The sequence below is a fragment of the Desulfomicrobium aestuarii genome (assembly GCF_055385525.1).
The window spans coordinates 1,351,161-1,372,533 of record NZ_AP042427.1 but is presented as its reverse complement, the minus strand read 5'-3'; the positions used below and the strand labels follow the sequence as shown (position 1 = coordinate 1,372,533).

General features: G+C 66.2%; 25 protein-coding genes and 1 pseudogene. 14 read left to right on the top strand and 12 right to left on the bottom strand.

What is annotated here, in order from left to right; all coding sequences use genetic code 11:
* Positions 1-93 precede the first annotated feature (93 nt).
* Entirely contained in the window at positions 94-711 is a 618-nt protein-coding gene (locus ACZ5AC_RS06285; protein ID WP_464250602.1) for a protein-L-isoaspartate(D-aspartate) O-methyltransferase, read from the bottom strand.
* 213 nt (positions 712-924) lie between these two features.
* Here ACZ5AC_RS06285 and ACZ5AC_RS06280 point away from each other — a divergent pair, with 213 nt between their 5' ends.
* A complete protein-coding gene (locus tag ACZ5AC_RS06280; protein ID WP_464250099.1) occupies positions 925-1,356 on the top strand; it encodes a CBS domain-containing protein in 432 nt (143 codons plus the stop codon).
* A gap of 366 nt (positions 1,357-1,722) precedes the next feature.
* Here ACZ5AC_RS06280 and mgtE read toward each other — a convergent pair whose 3' ends face one another.
* Positions 1,723-3,057: a magnesium transporter gene (gene mgtE, locus ACZ5AC_RS06275; RefSeq protein ID WP_464250098.1), complete on the bottom strand. Its 1,335-nt coding sequence runs from the start codon at positions 3,055-3,057 to the stop codon at positions 1,723-1,725.
* A 123-nt stretch (positions 3,058-3,180) separates the two neighbouring features.
* Between mgtE and bioB the strand changes: the two genes are divergently transcribed.
* The 13 genes from bioB to ACZ5AC_RS06210 all read left to right on the top strand — a co-directional run bounded on the left by bioB (position 3,181) and on the right by ACZ5AC_RS06210 (position 12,344).
* Entirely contained in the window at positions 3,181-4,149 is a 969-nt protein-coding gene (gene bioB, locus ACZ5AC_RS06270) for a biotin synthase BioB (RefSeq protein ID WP_464250097.1), read from the top strand.
* Positions 4,140-4,442 carry an ApeI family dehydratase gene (locus ACZ5AC_RS06265; protein ID WP_464250096.1) on the top strand — a complete coding sequence of 101 codons (303 nt, stop codon included), beginning with the start codon at positions 4,140-4,142 and terminating at the stop codon, positions 4,440-4,442. Before bioB ends, ACZ5AC_RS06265 begins: the two co-directional genes overlap by 10 nt.
* The gene (locus ACZ5AC_RS06260) at positions 4,439-5,161 is read left to right on the top strand and encodes an SDR family NAD(P)-dependent oxidoreductase (protein ID WP_464250095.1); all 723 of its coding nucleotides are present in this window, start codon (positions 4,439-4,441) and stop codon (positions 5,159-5,161) included. Before ACZ5AC_RS06265 ends, ACZ5AC_RS06260 begins: the two co-directional genes overlap by 4 nt.
* Positions 5,158-5,547, top strand: a complete 390-nt coding sequence (locus ACZ5AC_RS06255; protein ID WP_464250094.1) for a phosphopantetheine-binding protein — start codon at positions 5,158-5,160, stop codon at positions 5,545-5,547. Before ACZ5AC_RS06260 ends, ACZ5AC_RS06255 begins: the two co-directional genes overlap by 4 nt.
* Positions 5,547-6,725: a beta-ketoacyl-[acyl-carrier-protein] synthase family protein gene (locus ACZ5AC_RS06250; RefSeq protein WP_464250093.1), complete on the top strand. Its 1,179-nt coding sequence runs from the start codon at positions 5,547-5,549 to the stop codon at positions 6,723-6,725. Before ACZ5AC_RS06255 ends, ACZ5AC_RS06250 begins: the two co-directional genes overlap by 1 nt.
* Positions 6,722-7,165 carry a hypothetical protein gene (locus ACZ5AC_RS06245; RefSeq protein ID WP_464250092.1) on the top strand — a complete coding sequence of 148 codons (444 nt, stop codon included), beginning with the start codon at positions 6,722-6,724 and terminating at the stop codon, positions 7,163-7,165. The genes ACZ5AC_RS06250 and ACZ5AC_RS06245 overlap by 4 nt, the downstream gene beginning before the upstream one ends.
* Positions 7,150-8,292 carry an aminotransferase class I/II-fold pyridoxal phosphate-dependent enzyme gene (locus tag ACZ5AC_RS06240; RefSeq protein WP_464250091.1) on the top strand — a complete coding sequence of 381 codons (1,143 nt, stop codon included), beginning with the start codon at positions 7,150-7,152 and terminating at the stop codon, positions 8,290-8,292. Before ACZ5AC_RS06245 ends, ACZ5AC_RS06240 begins: the two co-directional genes overlap by 16 nt.
* Entirely contained in the window at positions 8,289-8,981 is a 693-nt protein-coding gene (gene bioD / locus ACZ5AC_RS06235) for a dethiobiotin synthase (protein WP_464250090.1), read from the top strand. The genes ACZ5AC_RS06240 and bioD overlap by 4 nt, the downstream gene beginning before the upstream one ends.
* A gap of 149 nt (positions 8,982-9,130) precedes the next feature.
* Positions 9,131-10,417, top strand: coding sequence for a uracil permease (uraA, locus tag ACZ5AC_RS06230; RefSeq protein ID WP_464250089.1), 1,287 nt, complete (start codon positions 9,131-9,133; stop codon positions 10,415-10,417).
* Positions 10,418-10,602: 185 nt separating this feature from the next.
* Entirely contained in the window at positions 10,603-10,833 is a 231-nt protein-coding gene (locus tag ACZ5AC_RS06225) for an addiction module protein (protein ID WP_464250088.1), read from the top strand.
* Entirely contained in the window at positions 10,830-11,204 is a 375-nt protein-coding gene (locus ACZ5AC_RS06220) for a type II toxin-antitoxin system RelE/ParE family toxin (RefSeq protein WP_464250087.1), read from the top strand. Before ACZ5AC_RS06225 ends, ACZ5AC_RS06220 begins: the two co-directional genes overlap by 4 nt.
* A complete protein-coding gene (locus tag ACZ5AC_RS06215; protein WP_464250086.1) occupies positions 11,201-11,374 on the top strand; it encodes a hypothetical protein in 174 nt (57 codons plus the stop codon). The genes ACZ5AC_RS06220 and ACZ5AC_RS06215 overlap by 4 nt, the downstream gene beginning before the upstream one ends.
* A 19-nt stretch (positions 11,375-11,393) precedes the next feature.
* The gene (locus tag ACZ5AC_RS06210) at positions 11,394-12,344 is read left to right on the top strand and encodes a phosphotransferase enzyme family protein (protein WP_464250085.1); all 951 of its coding nucleotides are present in this window, start codon (positions 11,394-11,396) and stop codon (positions 12,342-12,344) included.
* On the opposite strand, the gene ACZ5AC_RS06205 is transcribed toward ACZ5AC_RS06210, so the two are convergent.
* The 10 genes and pseudogenes from ACZ5AC_RS06205 to ACZ5AC_RS06160 form a co-directional block, all read right to left on the bottom strand.
* Positions 12,325-12,573: a hypothetical protein gene (locus ACZ5AC_RS06205; protein WP_464250643.1), complete on the bottom strand. Its 249-nt coding sequence runs from the start codon at positions 12,571-12,573 to the stop codon at positions 12,325-12,327. The two genes, ACZ5AC_RS06210 and ACZ5AC_RS06205, sit on opposite strands and share 20 nt — an antisense overlap.
* A gap of 45 nt (positions 12,574-12,618) precedes the next feature.
* Positions 12,619-12,752: pseudogene (locus tag ACZ5AC_RS06200) on the bottom strand (ORF6N domain-containing protein); the annotation flags it as partial.
* Between the two features lie 110 nt (positions 12,753-12,862).
* A complete protein-coding gene (locus ACZ5AC_RS06195; protein ID WP_464250084.1) occupies positions 12,863-13,453 on the bottom strand; it encodes an ORF6N domain-containing protein in 591 nt (196 codons plus the stop codon).
* Between the two features lie 235 nt (positions 13,454-13,688).
* Entirely contained in the window at positions 13,689-15,059 is a 1,371-nt protein-coding gene (locus ACZ5AC_RS06190) for a DEAD/DEAH box helicase (RefSeq protein WP_464250083.1), read from the bottom strand.
* Positions 15,059-15,490 (bottom strand): acyl-CoA thioesterase, encoded by a 432-nt coding sequence (locus tag ACZ5AC_RS06185; RefSeq protein ID WP_464250082.1) that lies wholly within the window; start codon positions 15,488-15,490, stop codon positions 15,059-15,061. Before ACZ5AC_RS06185 ends, ACZ5AC_RS06190 begins: the two co-directional genes overlap by 1 nt.
* Before the next feature lie 62 nt (positions 15,491-15,552).
* A complete protein-coding gene (locus tag ACZ5AC_RS06180) occupies positions 15,553-16,206 on the bottom strand; it encodes a potassium channel family protein (protein WP_464250081.1) in 654 nt (217 codons plus the stop codon).
* 8 nt (positions 16,207-16,214) lie between these two features.
* Positions 16,215-17,561 (bottom strand): TrkH family potassium uptake protein, encoded by a 1,347-nt coding sequence (locus tag ACZ5AC_RS06175; RefSeq protein ID WP_464250080.1) that lies wholly within the window; start codon positions 17,559-17,561, stop codon positions 16,215-16,217.
* Positions 17,562-17,565: 4 nt separating this feature from the next.
* Positions 17,566-19,131, bottom strand: coding sequence for an ABC transporter ATP-binding protein (locus ACZ5AC_RS06170; RefSeq protein ID WP_464250079.1), 1,566 nt, complete (start codon positions 19,129-19,131; stop codon positions 17,566-17,568).
* Positions 19,132-19,174: 43 nt separating this feature from the next.
* Positions 19,175-20,191, bottom strand: coding sequence for an ABC transporter permease (locus tag ACZ5AC_RS06165; protein WP_464250078.1), 1,017 nt, complete (start codon positions 20,189-20,191; stop codon positions 19,175-19,177).
* Positions 20,188-21,291 carry a microcin C ABC transporter permease YejB gene (locus ACZ5AC_RS06160; protein ID WP_464250077.1) on the bottom strand — a complete coding sequence of 368 codons (1,104 nt, stop codon included), beginning with the start codon at positions 21,289-21,291 and terminating at the stop codon, positions 20,188-20,190. Before ACZ5AC_RS06160 ends, ACZ5AC_RS06165 begins: the two co-directional genes overlap by 4 nt.
* Between the last annotated feature and the right edge of the window lie 82 nt (positions 21,292-21,373).

The window sequence follows — 21,373 nt, the reverse complement described above, 5'->3', positions numbered from 1 at the left end:
TCCGGGTGTATCTTCGCCCGCCGTCCCGCCGCGCGGGGCCGGAAAGGGCTTTTCGTTCTCGATAAAAAAGGCGGCGTCCGGGGCGGGGCCGCTTCAGACTTTCCAACCGTGGGAGCCGACCAGATCCACGAAGGCCACGGAGCCGTGGTCCTCCTGATGAATGCGGCCCTCCTTCTTGAAGATGCGCAGAAGACGCTGTTCCCGCTTGGCCCGCCCCACGGGGATGACCATGATACCCGGGTCCGTCAGCTGATCCAGGAGAGGCTGCGGGACCTCGGGCCCCCCGGCCGTGACGATGATGCGGTCGAAGGGGCCAAGCTCCGGCCAGCCCATGGTGCCGTCGTCCAGTTTGACCCGGACGTTGAAGTACCGCATGTCCAGAAGCCTTGTGCGGGCCGTCATGTAGAGCTGCTTGATGCGCTCCACGGTGAAGACCTCGGCACCCATGGCCGCCAGGATGGCCGCCTGGTACCCCGAGCCGGTGCCGATCTCAAGGATGCGCATCTGGGGGCGGACCACCAGGAGCGAGGTCATGAGGGCCACGATGTACGGCTGGGACAGGGTCTGGCCCAGGCCGATGGGGACGGGATGGTCGCCGTAGGCCTGGACCTGCAGGGCCTCGTCGACGAAGAGGTGCCTGGGGACCTGACGCATGACCGAGAGCACGCGCTCGTCCGTGATCCCGCGAGCCTCGATCTGCTCCCGCACCATCCTCTCGCGATTGCGAACTAGACCCTTCAAGTTCCCTCATCCCCCCGGACGCTTCGATTCATTGGAAATCATTGCCTAAACGCTCGATGCAAACCAGATTTCACCCACCAAGTCAACTCGTGCGTCCCCGCAAGGCCCATGGAACCCCGCTGCAAACCTTTTTCTTGCACCAGCCGATCGAATCGGCGAAGAATGGGAAAAAAGGAGTACGCCATGTTCCAGGTGAAAAATATCATGACCAAGGACGTCTTCACCCTCAACCAGCACGACAGCCTGAGCGCGGCCAAGGACCTCATGAACCTGGCCCGCATCCGCCACATCCCCATCGTCGACGACGCGGGCCGCTTCGCGGGCCTGCTGACCCACCGCGACATCCTGGCTGCGACCATCTCCGAACTGGCGGGCATCGACCGCGAGACCCAGGACGAAATCGAGGCCGGCATCCCCATCACGGAGATCATGCAGACCGACGTGGTCACGGTCAGCCCCGACCTGTCCCTCAAGGAGGCGGCCAGACTCCTGCTGGAGGAGAAATACGGTTGCCTGCCCGTAGTCTGCGACGCCACCCTGTGCGGCATCATCACCGAGGCGGACTTTTTGCGTCTGACCATCGATCTCATGGACGCCGTCGAGCCCGAAGAGTGAAAGCGCCGAGAATTGATTGTACTGCGTTGCTTCACCGCTTTTCGAGGGCTCATGTAGACGGCTACACTTCACCCTCGAAAAGCGCCTCGCGCCTTGCCACAATCAATTCTCGACGCTTTCACCGCGCCTTCGATCCCATCTGGACGGCGGTGCTTCGCCGCCTCATGAAAGATCATCCTGACGGCCAAGCTTCACCTTCTCCTTCTTTCCCCTGTTGCAATCATCGGTCGGACAGTAGACGGGCCCGGCCCGGAACGGCACCGAACGCGAGCACGCGGAAACCTTAACGCCTCAACACGCGGGTCAAGGGGCGCGCCCCTTGCGGGGTGCGGGGCGGTGCCCCGCGTCCTCAACGCTGTCGCAACATCAGAACAGGAACAGGGCCGCCAGGCCCAGAAACGTGAAGAACCCGAGGCTGTCGGTGAGGGTGGTCAGGAAGATGCTCGAGGCCTGGGCCGGGTCGCGGCCGATCTCCTTGAGCACGAGGGGGATGGAGGCGCCGGCCACGGCGCCGATGAGCATGTCCAGGCCCAGGGCCACGGCCATGACCGAGGCCAGCCCGAGGTTGCGGGTCCAGGCGAACAGGCCGGCGAAAACGAGCACGCCGACGATGAGGCCGTTGGCCGTGCCGATCTTGGCCTCGCGCAGCACGGCCACCCAGCTCTTTTTGCGGTTGAACCGTTCCATGGCCAGCTGCCGGATCATGACGGCCAGGGCCTGCTGGCCCGTGTTGCCGGCCTGGTTGGCCACGATGGGCATGAGGGCGGCCAGCAGGGCCATCTGGGCGATGGTGCCTTCGAAGAGGTGCACGACGAAGGCCGAAATGGCCGAGTTGAGGACGTTCATGACCAGCCAGGGCAGGCGCATGCGCAGGGAATAGGTCCAGGGCGAGTCCACGGTTTCGTCCCGACCGGCGCCGACCATGGACTGCATGTCCTCGCTGGCCTCGTCCTGGATGATGTCGATGACGTCGTCGACGGTGACCATGCCCAGCAGGCGCTGTTCGTGGTCGACGACGGGCAGGGCCAGGAAGTTGTAGCGGCTGATGAGGCGGGCCACCTCCTCCTTGTCCGTATCGAAGGGGACGTAGATGAGGTTCTGGTCGCCCAGGAGGTCCTTGAGCAGGGTGCGGCCGGGGCTCAGCAGCAGGTCGCGCAGGGAGACCACGCCCTTGAGGTGGCGGTACTCATCGACGATGTAGGCGTAATAGGGGATCTCCGTCTCCTCGACTCGCTCGCGGATGAGGTTGATGGCCTGCTGGGCGTTCATGGACTGGTCCAGGGCCAGGATCTCCGTGTTCATGACGCCGCCGGCCGAGTCCGGGTCGAACTGGAGCAGGTCGGAGATCTCCTCGGCGTCCTCGCGTTCGAGCTTCTTGAAGATGCGGACCCGGACGTCGTCGTCGAGGTCTTCGAGGATGTCCGCGGCGTCGTCCGGGGACATGGCCTCCAGGATGGCCGCGGCGAAGGACGGCGAGAGGCGGCTCATGAGGAGGTTTCGCTCGTGGCGTTCCATCTCCGTGATGGACTCGGAGGCGTCCTCCACGTCCATCTCCCGGATGTACTCGAGCTGCTCGGCCAGGGACAGGTTTTCCAGCTCGTCGGCCGTGTCGGCCGGGTGCTGGCTGTCCAGGGAGGCGGCAACCCACTGTACGGACGAATAGTCCGGCGGGATCGGATCGGAATTTTTCTTTGCATTCATGACACGTGCTCGGTAGCTTAATCAGCCGGTGAGGTCAAAGCGCCCGTTGCATCGCGCTGAAACGTCTCACGGCATTTGACAAGGCGAAATGCCCCGAATACTGCCGCCTCTCACGGAAACACCATGCTCAACCCACTCGTCAGCACCCTTCTCGACCGCATCCTCCAGGGCGGAGCCCTGACGCAGGATGACGGCCGCGCTCTGGCCGCCCTCGGCCGGGAACACACCACCGGCCTGCTCTTCGCCGCCAACGCGGTCATGAAGGCCAGGGGCCGCGTGTCCTTCACCTGCTCCATCATCAACGCCAAGTCCGGGACCTGCTCCCAGGACTGCGCCTTCTGCGCGCAGAGCGGCCACTATCGCACCGGCAGCCCGACGCACCCCCTGCTCCCGCTGGAGGACCTGGTGGAGCGCGGCCTGGCCATGCACGCGGCCGGGGCCTCCTGCTACTCCATCGTGACCAGCGGCCTGCGCCTGGCCGAGGACGAGATCGAACGCGTCTGCGCCTGCCTGCGGGAACTGCGACGGCGCACGGATCTGGGGTTGAGCGCCTCCCTGGGCCTGCTGACGCCGGAGTACGTGCGCCGCCTGGTCGACGCGGGCCTGTCCCGCTATCACCACAACCTGGAGACGGCCCGCTCGCACTTCCCGGCCATCTGCACGACCCACGAGTACGACCAGGACATCGAAACCGTGCTGCTGGCCAGGGAGCATGGCCTGCAGGTCTGCTCGGGCGGCATCCTGGGCCTGGGCGAGTCCTGGGACCAGCGCATCGAACTGGCCGCGACCCTGGCGGAACTTAAGGTCGACACGGTGCCGCTCAATTTCCTGAACCCCATCCCGGGCACGCCCCTGCAGGACATGGAGCTGCTGACGCCCCACGACGCCCTCAAGTCCGTGGCGCTCTTCCGGCTGATGCTGCCAGATGTGGACATCACCGTGGCCGGCGGGCGCGAGAAGGTCCTGGGCGACTACCAGTCCTGGCTGCCCCTGGCCGGGGCCAACGGCATGATGATCGGCAACTACCTGACCACCCGCGGCCGGGACCTGGACGCCGACACGCGCATGCTGGAGCAGGGCTCATGGATCTGAAGGCGGCCGGGAGGCTGACCCTGCCCGTGTCCTTCGCCCCGGACGACGCCTGCTTCAACGGGCACTTCCCCGGCAACCCCGTAGTGCCTGGCACGCTGATCATGGGACTGTGCCTGGAGGCCGTGCGCGCGCGCCTCGGCCATGCCGGGCCCCTGACGGTCCGGCGCTTCTCCTTTGCCCGCTTCGCCGCGCCCGGCGCGTACGAACTGCGCATCGAGGACCGCGGCGGGGAGTTCGCCTGCACCCTGAACCAGGGCGAAACCGTCTTCGCCCGGGGGAGGATCGAGACGTGAAGCTCTCCTTTCGCGGCCGCACGGCCCTCATCCTCGGCGGCGGGAGCGACATGGGCCTGGCCCTGACCGCCCTGCTGCGGGAGGAAGGGGTGACCGTGATCCCGACCCACGTCTCGGAAGCGGGTCGCGCGGCCGTGGCCCGGCGCTTTCCGGAGCTGGCAAGCCCCCGTCTGGACCTGGGCGAACGCGATTTCGCGGGTCTCGCCCCTATCCTGGACGCAGGCGTCGACTACCTCGTGGACCTGGCCCAGGGCGACCTCGAAGGCTTGGCGGCAGCCGCGGGCGACGAGGCCGAGGGCTACCTCGAAGCGCATATTTCCGGCCGTCTGCGCCTGTTGCGGGCCGCGACCCGGTCCATGCTGCCCCGCCGCTTCGGACGGCTCGTCTTCGTCTCGTCCACGGCCGCGGCCCTGCCCGCGCCGGGCCAGGCCTTCTACGGCGCGGCCAAGCGCGCGGCCGAGGGGCTGTACCAGAGCCTGGGGCTGGAGCTGGGGGCGCGCGGCGTGACCTCCGTCAGCCTGCGCCTGGGTCTCGTTGACGCCGGCCGGGGCAAGCGCTTCCTGGACGAATGTGACAGGCGGCAGAACCTCGGCGGCAAGGTTGTGAGCCTGGAGCAGGCCGCCTCGACGCTCCTTTTTCTCCTTTCGGACCAGGCCCTGGCCCTGACCTGTACAACCATCACCATGGACGCCGGTCTGACGGCGCAGAAATACCTATGAGCAACCTCGATAACATCACGGCTTCCATCACCGGCATTCTGGCCGACATCCTCGACCTGGACCCGGCCCAGATCACGCCCGAGACCTACGTCGTGCGCGACCTGCGGGCCGAGTCCATCGACCTGCTCGAAATCGGCGTGGCCATGCAGCACCGCCTGGACATGGAGGTCGACGACGACACCCTGTTCCTGAAGAACATGCGCCAGGTCCTGGCCCGCGCCGCCAAGGCGGGCAAGGCCCCCGAGGAGGCCATGGCCGCCGAGTACCCGCACCTGGACCGCGCCCGCATCGCCGAAATCCTGGCCGACCGCGAGGCCGGGCCCGTGATCAAGGTCCGCGACCTGGCCGCCTACGCCGCCGACCACGCTGGGGAAGCGGAGGACTGATGGCCCGCCGGGTGGTCATCACGGCCGGCGGCTTCATCCTGCCCCTGGGTTCGACATCCGGGGAGGTCCTGGCCGCCCTGGAAGAACCGCACGGCCCCTTCGAACGCTGGGCCGGGGACAGGCACGTGTCCGTTTGCCCCGTGGCCGGTTTCGACCTGCGGTCCCACGTGGGCCGCTGCAAGAACGCCCGCTACCTGACTCGCGGCCAGCAACTGTGCCTGGCCGCGGCCGTGCGCGCCGTGGCTGAAGCTGCCTTGGGCCCGCAGCATCTGGACCGCGCCGGACTCTTTCTGGGCCTGGGGCCGAACCTCCAGGCGGTCCCGCGCGAGGACAAGGCCCTGTGGCTGCTGGACTGCCTGCCCAACACCCTGGCCGCGACCCTGGCCGAGACACTCGGTCTGCACGGCGAGAACCTGACGGTCATGACGGCCTGCGCGGGCTCCACCCAGGCCCTGGGCCAGGCGTTCCGGACCGTGGCCGCGGGCCTGGCCGACGTGGCCCTGGCCGGCGGCGGCGACTCGCGCCTGTCGCCCGAGGGCGTGCGGGCCTACCGCCAGGCCGGCGTGCTGGCCACGGATTTCGTGCGGCCCGAGGAGGCCTGCCGCCCCTTCGACCGCGACCGCTCAGGCTTCGCCATCGGCGAGGGCGCGGCCATGTTCATCCTGGAGAGCCTGGAGCACGCCACGGCGCGGGGGGCGAAAGTTCTGGCCGAGGTCGTCGGCGCATCCTCGTCCCTGGACGGGGGCAGCCTGACGGGTCCGGACCCCGCGGGAACGTCGGCCGCCAGGGCCGTGCGGCACTGCCTGGAGAAGCTCGGCACCCGGGACCTCTGCGTCCTGGCCCACGGCACGGGCACGGTCCTCAACGACGAAGCCGAGGCCGCCGTCCTGTCCGGGACCGTTCCCTACGCCCGGGCCGTGTGCGCCTTCAAATCCCGCATGGGGCACCTGGCCTCGGCCTGCGGGGCGGCGGAACTGGCCGTGGGCCTGGTCTGCGCCGAGGCCGGCCGTTTTCCGTCCATCGCCAACCTCGAAAACCCGGCCTGGCCGGACCTCCCCATGCTCCGCAGGCCCATGGCCCTGCGGCCGAAAAACCTGCTCCTGCAGAGCTTCGGCTTCGGCGGGCAGAACGCCTGTCTGGGCCTCAAGGAATTCAAGACCGGGAAGGATGTGGCATGAGTCCGGATGCACGCCATGCAGCGTCTAGGGTTGAGGACGCGCCCGATGCCGACTTTTCCGCCTTCGACCCTACCATGGCCTTGGATGCCGTCGTTTCATGCGACGAGCGGGAAATCGTGGCCCGGACCGCGGCCGAACTGCCGCCCTATCTGGCCCTGGAAGCCCTGGCCCAGGCCTGCGGGCTGCACCTGCGCCGCCGCCACGACTTCGCAGTCCGCGCATTCCTCGCTTCCGTCTCAGACCTTGTCCATGACCCGGGGCTGGGCCGCAGCCCGCTGACCATCCGCGCCACCCTCGTCGCCGAAACCTCAGCCGGGGCCGCCTACGACGTCGTCACGGACGGCGTTCCGACCTGCCGGATGCTCATGGGGCATACACCCCTGGCGTCTCCCGACACCTTTTTCCGTCAGCGCTTCGAGGCCCTATGCACCCGCTCCTGAGCAGACTGCGCGCCGACGTGGAAGCCCGCAAGGCAGCCGGCCTGGGCCGGGAACTCCTGGCCGTGTCCGAACACCGCGGCGCCTTCGCAGTGGTGGAAGGACGAGAACTCCTGGACTTCTCCTCCAACGACTTCCTGGGCCTGGCCCAGGACCGGAACATGCGCGCGCATCTGGCCGATCTCTGCCGCCTGCAGGGCTGCGGTTCGGGCTCCTCGCGCCTGGTCACGGGCACGGCGGCCTCGACCCTGGCGGCCGAAAAAGCCCTGGCCGCGTATTTCGGATATGAATCCTGCCTGATCCTGGGCAGCGGCTTCCTGGCCAACCTGACCCTGCTGGCCACCATCTTCAACGATAAGGACACCCTGGCCCTCGACAAGCGCGCCCACGCCAGCACCGTGGCCGGCGCTCGCCACAGCCGGGCCTCCTTCCACACCTTCCGGCACAACCGGATGGGCCATCTGGAGAAGATTCTGCGGGCGCACCCGGTGCAGGCCGTGCTGACCGAGTCCCTGTTCAGCATGGACGGGGACAGCCCGGACTTCGGGGCGCTCAAGCGGCTCAAGGATGAATTCGAATTCCTGTGCGTCGTGGATGAGGCCCATGCCTTCGGCGTTCTGGGCGACGGCGGCCGGGGGCTGGCGCGGGACGTGGCCGACGTGGCCGTGGGCACCCTGGGCAAGGCCTTCGGGCTGTTCGGGGCCTTCATCCTCTGCCCGGATGCCGTGCGCGACCATCTCGTCCATTTCGGTCAGGGCTTCATCTACACCACGGCCCTGCCGCCCTGGCACGGGGACATGGTGCTGGCCATGCTGGAGCGGGTCGCCGCCGCGGACGAGGCCCGAAAACGACTGCGGCAGTTGGGGAATGAAGCCCGGTCAATCCTGGGCAGCGTCCTCCCGGTGCGTGGCGAGGCCCACATCCTTGCCCTGGAAGTCGGCGACGAGGCCCGATGCGCCCGTCTGGCCGAGGCCCTGCGCAGCCGCGGCGTGCTCGCCTTTGCCGCGCGCTACCCGACCGTGCCCCTGGGCCAGGCCATCCTGCGCGTCAACCTGACCGGGCTGCACACGCTGGAACATGTGCGCACGCTGCGCGACGCCCTGGTCGCCAGCCTGGGGGACGAGGCATGACGCGTCCCGGAAAAGTCATCTTCATCACCGGCACGGACACGGACGTCGGCAAGACCGTGCTGAGCCTCCTGGTCATGCGTGCCCTAGCGGGCCGGGACGCCGTGTATCTCAAGCCCGTGCAGACGGGCTGCGTCGACCCGGGTGCGGATTCCGACCCGGCCTTCCTGCACCGCCATCTGCCAGGGGGGCTGCCCGCCGGCATGAAGCCCGCGGACTGCATCCACAGCCTCCGACCCCTGCCCAAGGCCCCCCTCTTCGCCGGAGATCCGGTAGACTTCAAGGCCCTGGTCGATTTCATCACCGGCTACGCCGCACGACACGACACGGTGGTTGTCGAAGGAGCAGGCGGCATCCTGGTGCCGATCACGGTGGACAAGACCATGCTCGACCTGGCCCTGACGACACGGTCATCGATCCTCGTAGCCGGCCGGGCCGGGCTTGGCACCATCAACCACTCCCTGCTGACCTTCGAGGCCATCGCCGCACGCGGCGCGGGCTGCCTGGGCGCGGTGCTGCTGGACCCGACAGAGGCCGTAGCCGAAACCGACCGCATCGAGAACTGCAAAGCCATCGAGCTTTTCTCGGGCCGACGTGTCCACGGCGTCATCGGCCGCATCCAGGATCCAAGCCATCCCGACCCTCGCCATATGGCGTGCGTACGGCGCTTGCTGAGTCCCGTCACGGACTGACATTCCCCGCCACCCGACGACGTTCTTGACCACCCACGGCTCTGCATGTACGAAACTGCAGATTTGGGGTCTGCGCGGCAGACCCTGCGGCGTGTGCGCGGGACGGGCCCATTTGGCCTTGCAACACATCATCCATCAAGGAATATTTCATGAGCAGAAGAATCATTCAGGTCGAGGAAAAGGTACCGCTTCTTCAGGGAATCCCACTCAGTTTGCAGCATCTCTTCGCCATGTTCGGGGCCTCGGTGCTGGTCCCGACCCTGTTCAAGATCGACCCGGCCATCGTGCTGCTCATGAACGGCATCGGCACGCTCATCTACCTCTTCCTGTGCAAGGGCAAGGCGCCGGCATTCCTGGGTTCGAGCTTCGCCTTCCTGTCCCCTGTCTTCGTGGTGCTGGGCGCCGACGCGGCCATGTGGGGCGGCAACTATCCCTACGCATTGGGCGGGTTCATCGTCTCGGGCCTGATCTTCTGCGCCGTGGCGCTGATCATCGGCAAGTTCGGCTCCGACTGGATCAAGGTCGTGCTGCCGCCGGCCACCATGGGCCCCATCGTGGCCCTCATCGGCCTGGAACTGGCCGGCGTGGCCACGGGCATGGCCGGCATCATGCCCGACAAGGCCGGAGTCTACGACATGAACTCCATCATCGTGTCCATGGTCACCCTGCTGGTGGTGGCCTTCGGCTCCATCGTCTTCAAGGGGTTCATGGCCGTCATCCCGGTCCTGATCGGCATCATCGTCGGCTACGGCGTGTCCATAGCCATGGGCATGGTCAACTTCGACCTCATCTCGGCCGCCCCGGTCTTCGCCATGCCGACGATCTACACCCCGGCCTTCGACTGGGACAAGATCCTGATCATCATCCCGGCCTCCCTGGTAGTCATCTCCGAGCACATCGGACACCTCGTGGTCACGGGCAACATCGTCGGCCGCGAACTGACCAAGGACCCGGGCCTGCATCGCTCGCTCCTGGGCGACGGCATCTCCACGACCCTGTCGGGCTTCATGGGCTCGGTGCCGGTCACGACCTACGGCGAAAACATCGGCGTCATGGCCATCACCCGCGTCTACTCCGTGTGGGTCATCGGCGGGGCAGCCGTCATCTCCATCTGCCTGGCCTTCGTCGGCAAGCTCTCGGCCTTCATCCAGTCCATCCCCACCCCGGTCATGGGCGGCATCTGCATCCTGCTCTTCGGCGTCATCGCCGCCTCAGGCATTCGCATGCTGGTGGAGTCCAAGGTCGACTACTCCAAGCCGGCCAACCTGATCCTGACCGCCATCGTCCTCATCGTCGGCCTGAGCGGCACGGCCGTGAGCATCGGCACGGTCCAGCTCAAGGGCATGGCCCTGGGCACCGTGGTGGGCATGATCATGTCCATCATCTTCCACCTTCTCGAAACCATGGGCCTGACCAACCAGCCGGCCGACCACTAGAACACCCGGCGTTTCGTTATCGTGGGCAGGTGCGATCAGCCGGATCGCACCTGCCCTTTTCATTTGCAGACCAGTCCCGAGGCCGACAACGCGACCGACTTGATTTGTCACAACGACCACGGTAGCCAGCGCAAAGACAACACGGATTTCGTGTCCCGCTCCACGGGTCACTGGAGGGCTTACCGATGACGACACCCGCGAAACTGACGGAAGAAATCCTGTCCCTGCCATGCGAGGACCGGATACGAATTGCCGAAACGATCCTTGAAAGCCTCAACGCCCCCGACGACAAAAAAATCGAACAGGCATGGGCAGTCGAGGCGGAACGGCGGATCGACGATCTGAATGCAGGCCAGGTGCAATCTATTCCCGGTGCGGAGGTCTTTGCCGACATTCGACAACGCCTTGGCAGATGAACGTCAGCTTCCACCCTCTTGCACGCGCCGAACTGGTGCACGCGGTCGAGTACTATGAAGAATGCGAACCCGGCCTGGGGGTTGCATTCTTGGATGAAGTCCTCGCTACAGTAAACCGCCTGACAATGAATCCATCGGCATGGAGCCCCTTTACGACCCGCACCCGTCGTTGTCGCACCAAGCGCTTTCCATTTTGCATCATCTACCATGTTCGGCTCGACCATCTCGAAATCGTGGCGGTGGCCAATATGAGGCGCAGGCCGGGCTATTGGATCGATCGCCTCAACGAGAACAAAGCGCCCTATGTAGTGCGGTCAACCGGGACCAGCGCTGAGCAATGGTGTTCGCCCCGCAAAGAAGGTTTACCTTGAAAAAGCAAAACGCACTGCTCTGGATCGGCGGCTTCGTCGGCGTGCTGACCATGGGAGCTCTGCGCTTCGTGGGCAAGAGCACCGACATCTTCGGGCTGCTCCTGGCCATGACGGTGGTCATCGCCGTCCTGGCCTTCCTCGTCATCCGCTACATGAACCGCAAGTGGTGAGCGCTGCCGCTTGTCCTGCATGAACCTCAACCCTGGTTTCCTGAACACCATCCTCTCTGCGTGGGATCTGCGCCTGGAGTGCGCCAGACCCGAAATACCCATCCAGGGCAGCCCCGAACGCTGCCTGGACCGCGTCGTGGTCCGGGCCGGCGCGGCGGACTGGCTTCTGGAAGAGCTCGACACAGACTGCCTGGCCCGCAAGTCCGCCATTGCCGCGCGACTGGCGCACCTGTCCCGCCGCGGCCTGGCGGTTGCCGCACCCTTGCCCGGAAATGACGGCTTAACCACCCAGCACGCGCAGGAGCGCCATTGGCAGCTGTCTCCGTTTCTCGACGGCGTGCCTCTGGACCGCGACTCGTACTGGCGCGATGCCTGGCGCGGCGAGGCGCTGGCCCGCTACCTGGCGGAAATGCGACGGGTGGCCGGGAGCTTGGCCACGGAAGAACCGCCCTTCGACCTGCGCGCCTACGCCCTACGCATCGAGGCCGACACCCGCCTCATGCATCCGCAGATTCACGGCCGGCTAGCCGCGATATTCTCCCTGTTGGACCGCAGCCTGAATGCATGCGGCGATCTGCCGACCGTCTTCTGCCATGGCGACCCGCACCCTTTGAACGTCATCTGGGGCCAGGACCGCATTCTGGCGGCCATTGACTGGGAGTTCTGCGGCCCCAAGTGCGCCCTGCACGACCTTGCCCTGATCCTTGGCTGCGTGGGCAGCGAGGACGAGGAGGCCCTGGACGGGGCATTCGTCCGCGCATTCTTGGAAACTGCACGGAATGAAGGATTGCTCGACGAGGAATTGGAAGCTTATCTACCGACCTGGACCCTGGCACTGCGCACGGCCTGGCTGGCCGAGTGGCTGCGGCGGGGGGACATGGAAATGGCGGAATTCGAGGTGTTTTACATGGAGATTCTGGCCGACAGAATCCAAGGCGCCGGGGCAGGCTTCAGTCTTCGGAACCCCTGATATACCCGATGGGACGCTTGCGCGGCGCTTCGGGCTCCATAAGCGCTTTTATGGCACGGATCAGGCCGCCGATGGCCTGGTCATGGTCATCCAGACGCGCTTCGAGTTCCCCGAGTTTCGCAGACAGTTCACGATGTGAGGACAACATCTCGCGGAACCTGACGAAAGCCCGCACGATGTACACGCTCATTTCGACGGCCCGAGGGGAGTTGAGCACCTTGGCAGCCATGATGGCACCGTGCTCGGTGAAGGCGCGGGGGCTGTACCGCCGACCGCCATGCCCGCCACTTGTGGTCGCAAATTGCGATCTCAAGTTTATAAACGCCTGTTTTGTAGGACAAACATAAAATCCGACGGATACTTTTCCAGGTTGCGTCCGACCTGCTCGTTGAACCGTTTGGTCGGCACCCCGAAGAGTCCGGCCAGATCGGCATCGAGCAAGACACGTTGTCCACGGATTTCCAGAATCTAGTCCGGAAGGGCATGTATTGTCGAAGCGAGGGCGTCACAATTTGTGTTCATGGTTTCTCACTGACCATGGATTGACGAGAGCCGTCACCTGTTCGTGGACGATCTCCGGCGTCAGTGATGTACCCGATGGGACGCTTGCGCGGCGCTTCGGGCTCCATAAGCGCTTTTATGGCACGGATCAGGCCGCCGATGGCCTGGTCATGGTCATCCAGACGCGCTTCGAGTTCCCCGAGTTTCGCAGACAGTTCACGATGTGAGGACAACATCTCGCGGAACCTGACGAAAGCCCGCACGATGTACACGCTCATCTCGACAGCCCGCGGGGAGTTGAGCACCGTGGCCGCCATGATAGCGCCGTGCTCGGTGAAGGCGCGGGGCAGGAACGGCGAAAACCTCAATTTTGCGAGGTGGCCGCAATTTGCGACCACCTCGGCTTTTTCCTGCTCCGTCAACGTGAACATGAAATCCGCGGGAAAACGCTCAAAGTTGCGTCTGACCTGCTCGTTGAAGCGCTTGGTCAGCACCCCGAAGAGTTCGGCCAGATCGGCATCGAGCAAGACCCGTTGTCCACGGATTTCCAGAATCTTGTCCGGAAGGGCCCGGATTGTCGAAGCAAAGGCGTCTGGTGCGGGGTCCATGAATCCTCATTAGGGATAAATGGCTGAAGCCCTATCGCGTTGGATAGGACACCGTCGTCTCTCATCCTTGGAGAATTCTGCGGATCGGTTCAAGGTGGCAGGGCTCGGCATTTTTCGTGCCCGCCAAACGGGGATGATTACCCACCGCCGCCATATCCGTAATGAAGGTCCGCAACGGACAACGCCTTTCGGTTACCGTGCCCCATCCCAAGTCAACGCGGCGGTGCGGGACCGTCTAGGCCGAGAAAATCTCGTCATAGACAGCGGCCCGCGCCCGCGCCGCGGCGTCCAGAACCCCCACCCGTGAATCCACGAAATCATAAACTTTTGGTTGAGCTTTTCCGATGGAAGGCCGCAGCACACGCCCCAGGTACTGGATGAGGCGGCCGCTGAATTTTACGGGCGTGGCCAGGAAGAGGGAGGTCAGGTTGCTGGCGTCGAAGCCTTCGCCGATGAGCTGGCCCGTGGCGAAGACGACCTTTTCGCGGCCGTCCTGGATGCGGCCGACGAGACTCTTGCGCTCTGCCAGGGGCGTGTCGCCCGTCAGCACGGTGCCTTCGATGCCGTGGCGCTGGGCCAGCATGGCCTGCAGCGCGCGGCAGTGCCCTTTGCGGTCGGACAGCACCAGGGCCACCCCGCTTCCGGCGCGGATTTCCCGCTCCACCTCGTCGACGATGAGGGTATTGCGCTCCAAGTCCTCGGTCAGGTCGGCGATGATGAGGGCGTATTCCTCCGAAGGGTCCCGGCGGGTGAAGAATTCCGTGGGCCTGACGCAAATCTCGGGGCGCAGGATGGCCCCGCTGTCCATCAGGTCTTCACCGTCGATGCGGGCGTGCATGGCGCCCAGGTGCCAGAAGATGAGCTGCGTCAGTCCGTCGCGCCGATACGGCGTGGCCGAGAGGCCCAGGCTGTAGGCGCTGTCGAAGGCCGTTACCGCGGTAGTGAACGTTCGGCTGGGGGCGCGGTGGCACTCGTCGACCACCAGATGCCCGACGCGTTTCTTGAGCTCCTTGGCCCTGGCGTAGACCGACTGGACCGTGGCCACGGTGACGCGCTCGCCCACGCGGCTCCTGCCGCTGCCGATCATGCCGACCTCCCGGGCCGGGATGCCCAGGAACTGCTCGATGCGCTCCACCCACTGCATGGCCAGGTCGCGGGTGTGCACGATGATCAGGGCCGGCTGACGGCGGCTGGCTATGAGGGACAGGCCGCAGACGGTCTTGCCCGCCCCGGTCGGCGCGCACAGGGTGCCGAAGCGGCGGCGCAGCATGGCCTCGCAGGCCGTGCGCTGGTAGGGGCGCAACTCCCCGGAAAAAGAAAAGTCCACCTCGGGCAGGCTGCGGCGCTCGTCCTCGTACTCGACCGCCTCGCCCTGATCAGCGCAGATGCGCGCCAGGCGCTCGCCGTAGCCGCGCGGCACGATGAGCCCGCCGCACTTGCGGGCCGAATAGAATTTGAGGTGCCGGGAGACGCGGAAATTGGTGCGGCCCATCTTCAGGTTTTCGAGCCACTTGGGGTTCTCCAAAGTCAGCTCGGCCATGACCGCGTCCTTCACGGACTCGGGCATGTCGGACAGGAAAAGCTTGTGGCTGATCCGGCAGCGCATCACGCCTGGGCCCCAAGCAGCCGGGCGAAACTCTCGGGAACCCGCGCCACTTTGCGCGCCGCGTAGTCGAAACAGACCATGCCCGTCTTGACCAGCGCGATTTCGGCCCCGTCGCAAGCGCGGACCAGACGATAGACCAGCTCGAAACCCGACCGACGCACCTCCGCCACGCCCAGGTCCACGTCCAGCTCGTCGCCCAGGAAGGCCTCGGCCCGGAAAACCAGCGCCGCGTCGGCCATGATCAGCCCTGCCCCGCCCACGTCCTTCTCGGACAGCCCCAGGGACGACAGCCACATGACCCGCGCCTCGTGGGCCAGCCCCAGCACCCGGTCGTTGCCAAGGTGCCCGCCGTAATTCACGTCCGAAACCCGCACCGCCAGCCGCGCCCGGAAAAGCCACGCCTGCGGCAGCTCAATCTGCACTCGCGCCATATCCCCAGCCCCTCCCGTCCATTTCGTCCACAAAGTCCATTTCGTCCATTCATCGCAGCCTCTTAAGAAACCAGCCCCTCCAAACTCTCCCCCCGCCCGATAACCGCCAGCGTATCCCCTTTCCGCAGGGCCGCGTCGGCCTTGGGCACAAACACGAACTGCTGCTCTTCAGCCGCCCGCACGGCCACGACCTGGATACCGTAGGCGTTGGTCAGGTTCAGTTCGCGCAGGTTCTTGCCGGCCCACTTGTCGACCACCAGCTGCTTCAAGACGACGTTGGTGCCCAGCGGCAGGTAGTCGATGAGGCCCGGCACGGCCAGTTTGGCGGCCAACTGCTCGGCGGCGTAGCGTTCGGGGAAGATGACCGAGTCGGCCCCGACCTTGCGCAGCACCTTCTCGTGGTCGTGACTGATGGCCTTGACCGTGACACTGCGGCAGCCCAGCTCCTTCAGGAACAGGGTGACGAGGATGCTCGCCTCCATGGAATGCCCCGTGCTGACGATGACCTCGGGCAACTCGCCGAAACCCAGCTGCTGCAGGGCCGTCTTGTCCACGGCCTCGGCCTGGTAGGCGTGGGTCAGGGTCTCGGCCGCGGCCTTGACCTTCTCCTGGTCGCTGTCCAGGCCCACGACCTGCTGCCCGTGCCTCATGAGGGACTGGGCCAGGCTCAGGCCGAACTTGCCCAGGCCCACCACCCCAAATTCCTTGCGTGCCATATGATCTCCTAGCCGATGAGCATGTTGCGTTCCGCGCGGCGGAAATGTTCACGGGTCTGCCAGGCCTGCAGCATGGTCAGAAAGACGATGGGCCCCAGGCGCCCGACAAACATGAGCAGCATGATGACGAACTTTCCCGGGGCCGACAGCTTCGGGGTCAGGCCGGTGCTCAGTCCCACGGTGCCGAAGGCCGACGCAGCCTCGAAAAAGAGTTCGATGAACTTGCCGCGCACCATCTGGTGCGGCACGTTGGCCCCCTCGGTCATGGTCAGGACGAAGACCGAGGCCAGGACGAGAACCACGGCCAGGATGGTCAGGGTCATGGCCTTGTTCACCGTCGGGCCGTCCACGGCGTAGCCCTCGACCACGACCTGCTCGCGCCCTTTGACCTGGGAGGCGCCGAAGCCCAGCAGCACGCGCAGGGTCGTGGTCTTGATGCCGCCGGCGCAGGACCCTGGCGAGCCGCCGATGATCATGAGCAGGATGAGCACGAAGAGGGACGTGTCCGTCATGACGCCGATGTCCATGGTGTTGAACCCGGCCGTGCGGGCCGTGACGGACTGAAAGAGGCTCTGCAGCATGGCCGTGAGGAGCCCGTCCTGGCGCTGCTCTATGCAGAAAAAGACCAACCAGCCGATGAAGACGAGCCACAGGCTGGTGCGGATGACCAGCGAGCTCTGCCAACTGAGACGGCCCGAAAGGCGCCTCAGGCCCAGGAGCGAACCGAAGAACCCGGGCAGTTCCACCAGCACGTAGAAGCCGATGCCCCCCAGGAAGATGAGGAGCATGAAGACGAGGTTCACGGGCAGGTTGCCGGCAAAGCGCATGAGGTTGTCCGGGTAGAGGGCGAAACCGGCGTTGCAGAAGGCCGAGACGGCGTGGAAGAAGGCCCCGAACCAGCCCATCTCGCCGCGGGTGAAGGCCTGCAGCGCCACGGCCCCGGCGGCCTCGATGCTCAGACAGACCACGAAGACGTGGACGAGAAACCGCCCGAGCCTGAAGGACGGGTCGCCGAGCAGGGACTCGCCCACGGCCAGGCGGTCCGTGAGGGTCACGCGCCGGCGCCAGAGGTAGAAGACCAGACTCGTGTAGGTCATGACGCCCAGGCCGCCGACGTGGATCAGCACGGCCAGGATGCTCAGTCCGAAGGTCGAGAAGGTCGTGCCCGTGTCCACCACGGCCAGCCCCGTGACGCAGGTGGCCGAGACCGAGGTGAACATGGCGTCGATCCAGGAAATGGACGTCCCGTTCTGGGAGGCGGACAGGTGCAGGAGGAAGCCGCCCAGAAGGATTGTCGCTGCGAAGAAATAGACCGGCAGGAAGGCGGGGGACACGAATCTGCGCGCGAAGTTCACGGTCTCACTCCAGGGCGGCGGCCAGCAGGGCGCGGGTGTAGTCCTGGCCGGGCCGCTCGAAGATGGCCGCGGTCTCCCCCTGCTCCACGATGCGGCCGTCCTTCATGATGACGACGCGGTGGCACAGGGCCCGCACCAGGGCCAGGTCATGGGTGATGAACATGTAGGTCAGGCCGAAGCGGGCCCGCAGATCGCGCAGCAGCTCGACGATCTGGAACTGCACCGTGCGGTCCAGGGCCGAGGTGGGCTCGTCCAGGACCACGAATTCGGGCCGCAGGATCAGGGCCCGGGCGATGGAGATGCGCTGGCGCTGGCCGCCCGAGAACTCGTGGGGGTAGCGGTGCATGGCGGAGGGGTCCAGGTCCACGGCCTCCAGGATCTCGGCGATGCGCCGCTCCCGTTCGGGGCCGGAGGCCAGCCTGTGCGCGTCGAGGCCTTCGGCCACGATCTGGCCCACGGTCATGCGCGGGCTGAGGCTGCCATACGGGTCCTGGAAGACGATCTGGAAATTCCGGCGCAGGTCCCGGACCTGCCTCTCGCGCATGGCCGACAGCTCCTGCCCGTCGAAGACGACCTCGCCTCGGCTCGGCAACAGGCGCAGCAGGGCCAGGCCCAGGGTGGTCTTGCCCGAGCCGCTCTCCCCGACCACGCCCAGGGACTCGCCGCGACGGATGGTCAGGTCCGCGTCGGTCACGGCCTTGATGAAACTCTTGGGACGCCCGAAGAGACTCTTCCCCTGCGGGAACCAGACCCGCACGCCCCTGGCCTCCACCAGGTTCCCGGCCGCCTCGTCCAGAGGGTCCGGCCGCCCCGCCGGCGCGCTGGCCAGCAAGGCCCTGGTGTATGGGTGCGACGGCGTAGCGAAGATCTCCTCGCGCGGGCCGTGCTCGACGATGCGGCCCTCACGCATGACGTGCACCTCGTCGGCCATGTGGCGCACCACGCCCAGATCGTGGGAGATGAGCAGGATGGCCATGCCCAGCCGCCGCTGCAGGTCACGCAGCAGTTCCAGGACCTGGGACTGGATGGTCACGTCCAGGGCCGTGGTCGGCTCGTCGGCGATCAGCAGGGCCGGGTCGTTGGCCAGGGCCATGGCGATCATGACGCGCTGCCGCTGCCCGCCGGAGAGCTGGTGCGGGAAGGCCCCCAGGCGCGAGGCCGGGTCCGGGATGCCCACGAGATCCAGAAGCTCCAGGGTGCGCGCCCGGGCGTCGGCGCCGGGCCGATGCAGGCCGACGGCCTCGCCGATCTGGCGGCCGATGGCGTGCAGGGGGTTCAGGGAGGTCATGGGCTCCTGAAAGATCATCCCGACGCGCCCGCCGCGCACCTCGCGCAGGGACGCCTCGTCCAGGCCTGCCAGGTCGCGCCCCTCGAAACGGATCTCGCCGACGACGCGCGCCGAGGGGGGCAGCAGACGCAGGACCGAGAGAGCCGTCACGGATTTGCCCGACCCGCTCTCCCCCACCAGGGCCGTGGTCCGTCCCGGCAGCACGGACAGGGACACGCCCTGCACGGCCGCAACGCTCCGCCCTTCCACCGCGAAATCCACGCGCAGGTCGCGGATGCTCAAGAGCGCCTCCGCGCGGTCCGCCTCCGGCGTCGCGGGCGGCCGGCTAGGCGTTGTGGCGGGGATCAAAGGCATCGCGCACTCCTTCTCCGATGAAGACCAGAAGACTCAGTATGGCGCCCAGGACCGCGAAGGCCGAGAGCCCGAGCCAGGGAGCCTGCAGGTTGTTCTTGCCCTGGGCCAGCAGCTCGCCCAGGGACGGCGAGCCCGGCGGAAGGCCGAAGCCGAGGAAGTCCAGGGACGTGAGCGTGGTGATGGACCCGCTGACGATGAAAGGCAGGAAGGTCACGGTGGCGATCATGGCGTTGGGCAGGATGTGCCGGAACATGATGACCCGGTCAGGCAGCCCCAGCGCCCTGGCCGCGCGCACGTACTCCAGGTTGCGGCCGCGCAGGAACTCGGCCCGCACCACGTCCACGAGGCTCATCCACGAGAAGAGCATGGTCACGGCCAAAAGCCACCAGAAGCCCGGCTCGACCATGGAGGCCAGAATGATGAGGATGAAAAGCCCGGGCATGCCCGACCAGATCTCCATGAAGCGCTGCCCGGCCAGGTCCGTCAACCCGCCGTAGTAGCCCTGGAAGGCGCCCACGGCCACGCCGACGACGGAACTGCCCAGGGTCAGGGTCAGGCCGAAGAGCACGGACAGGCGCACGCCGTAGATGATGCGGGCCAGCACGTCGCGGCCCTGGTCGTCGGTGCCGAGCCAGTTCTCGGCCGAGGGCGGGGCCGGGGCGGGCACGGGCAGGTCGTAGTTGATGGTCTTGTAGCTGTAGCGGATGGGCGGCCAGAGCATCCAGCCCTTGGCCTCGATGAGCTCCTGGACGTAGGCGTCGCGGTACACGGCCTCGGTCTCGAAATCCCCGCCGAAAACGGTCTCGGGGTATTTCTTCAGGACCGGCGCGTACAGGCCCCCATCGTGCCAGACCAGCAGCGGCCTGTCGTTGGCGACGAGTTCGGCCCCGAGGCTGGCCAGGAAGATGAACAGGAAGATCCACAGGGACCAGAAGGCGCGCCTGTTGGCCCGGAAGGCGCGCAGCCGGCGACGGGTGATGGGGTTCATCGGCCCTCCCTGCCTTCGAAGTCGATGCGCGGATCCACCAGCACGTAGGTCAGGTCCGAGATGATCTTGGTGAGCAGGCCGATGAGGGTGAAGATGTAGAGGGAGCCGAACATGACGGGGTAGTCGCGGCTGATGGTCGCCTCGAAGCCCAAAAGGCCCAGGCCGTCCAGGGAGAAGATGACCTCGATCAAGAGCGACCCGGTGAAGAACATGGAGATGAAGGCCGCCGGAAACCCGGCGATGACCAGGAGCATGGCGTTGCGGAAGACGTGGCCGTAGAGGATGCCGCGCTCGGTGACGCCTTTGGCCCGCGCCGTGACCACGTACTGCTTGCCGATTTCGTCCAGGAAGGAGTTCTTGGTCAGCATGGTCAGAGTGGCGAAGCCGCCGATGACCATGGCCGTCACGGGCAGGGCCAGATGCCAGAAATAGTCCGTGACCTTGTGCCACAGGGAAAACTCGGACCAGCCCGGCGAGGTCAGGCCGCGCAGGGGGAACCAGTCGAAGTAGCTCCCGCCCGCGAACAGGACCACGAGGAGGATGGCGAAGAGGAAGACCGGGATGGCGTTGCCGACGATCATGACGGCGCTGGTCCAGACGTCGAAGCGCGAACCGTGGCGCACGGCCTTCATGATCCCGAGCGGGATGGACAGGGCGTAGATGATGAGGGTGCTCCACAGCCCCAGGGACAGGGACACGGGAATCTTCTCGCCGATGAGTTCGAGCACGCCCTTGCTGCGGAAGAAGCTCTCGCCCAGGTCGAAGGTGGCGTAGCTGACGAGCATCTGCACGTAGCGCTCCCAGATGGGCTTGTCGAAGCCGTACATGCGCTCGATGCGGGCCACCACGTCGGGGTCCAGGCCCTGGGCCCCGCGGTAGGCCGATTTCGAGGACGCCTGGGCCGCCTGGGAGCCGCCTCCCGCGTCGCCGCCCGGGCCGCTGACCCTGGCCGCGGCCGCCACGTCGAGGCCCTGCAGGCGCGCGATCATCTGCTCCACGGGCCCGCCGGGCGCAGCCTGGATGATGAAGAAATTGAGCGTCAGGATGCCCAGCAGTGTCGGGACGATGAGGGCCAGACGGCGCAGGATGTAGGCGAGCATTGTTTCCGGATGTTATCGGTTCACGTTTGTTGTGCGTCAAAAGAAAGGCATGGATCCCCGCCTGCGCGGGGATGACGCCAGC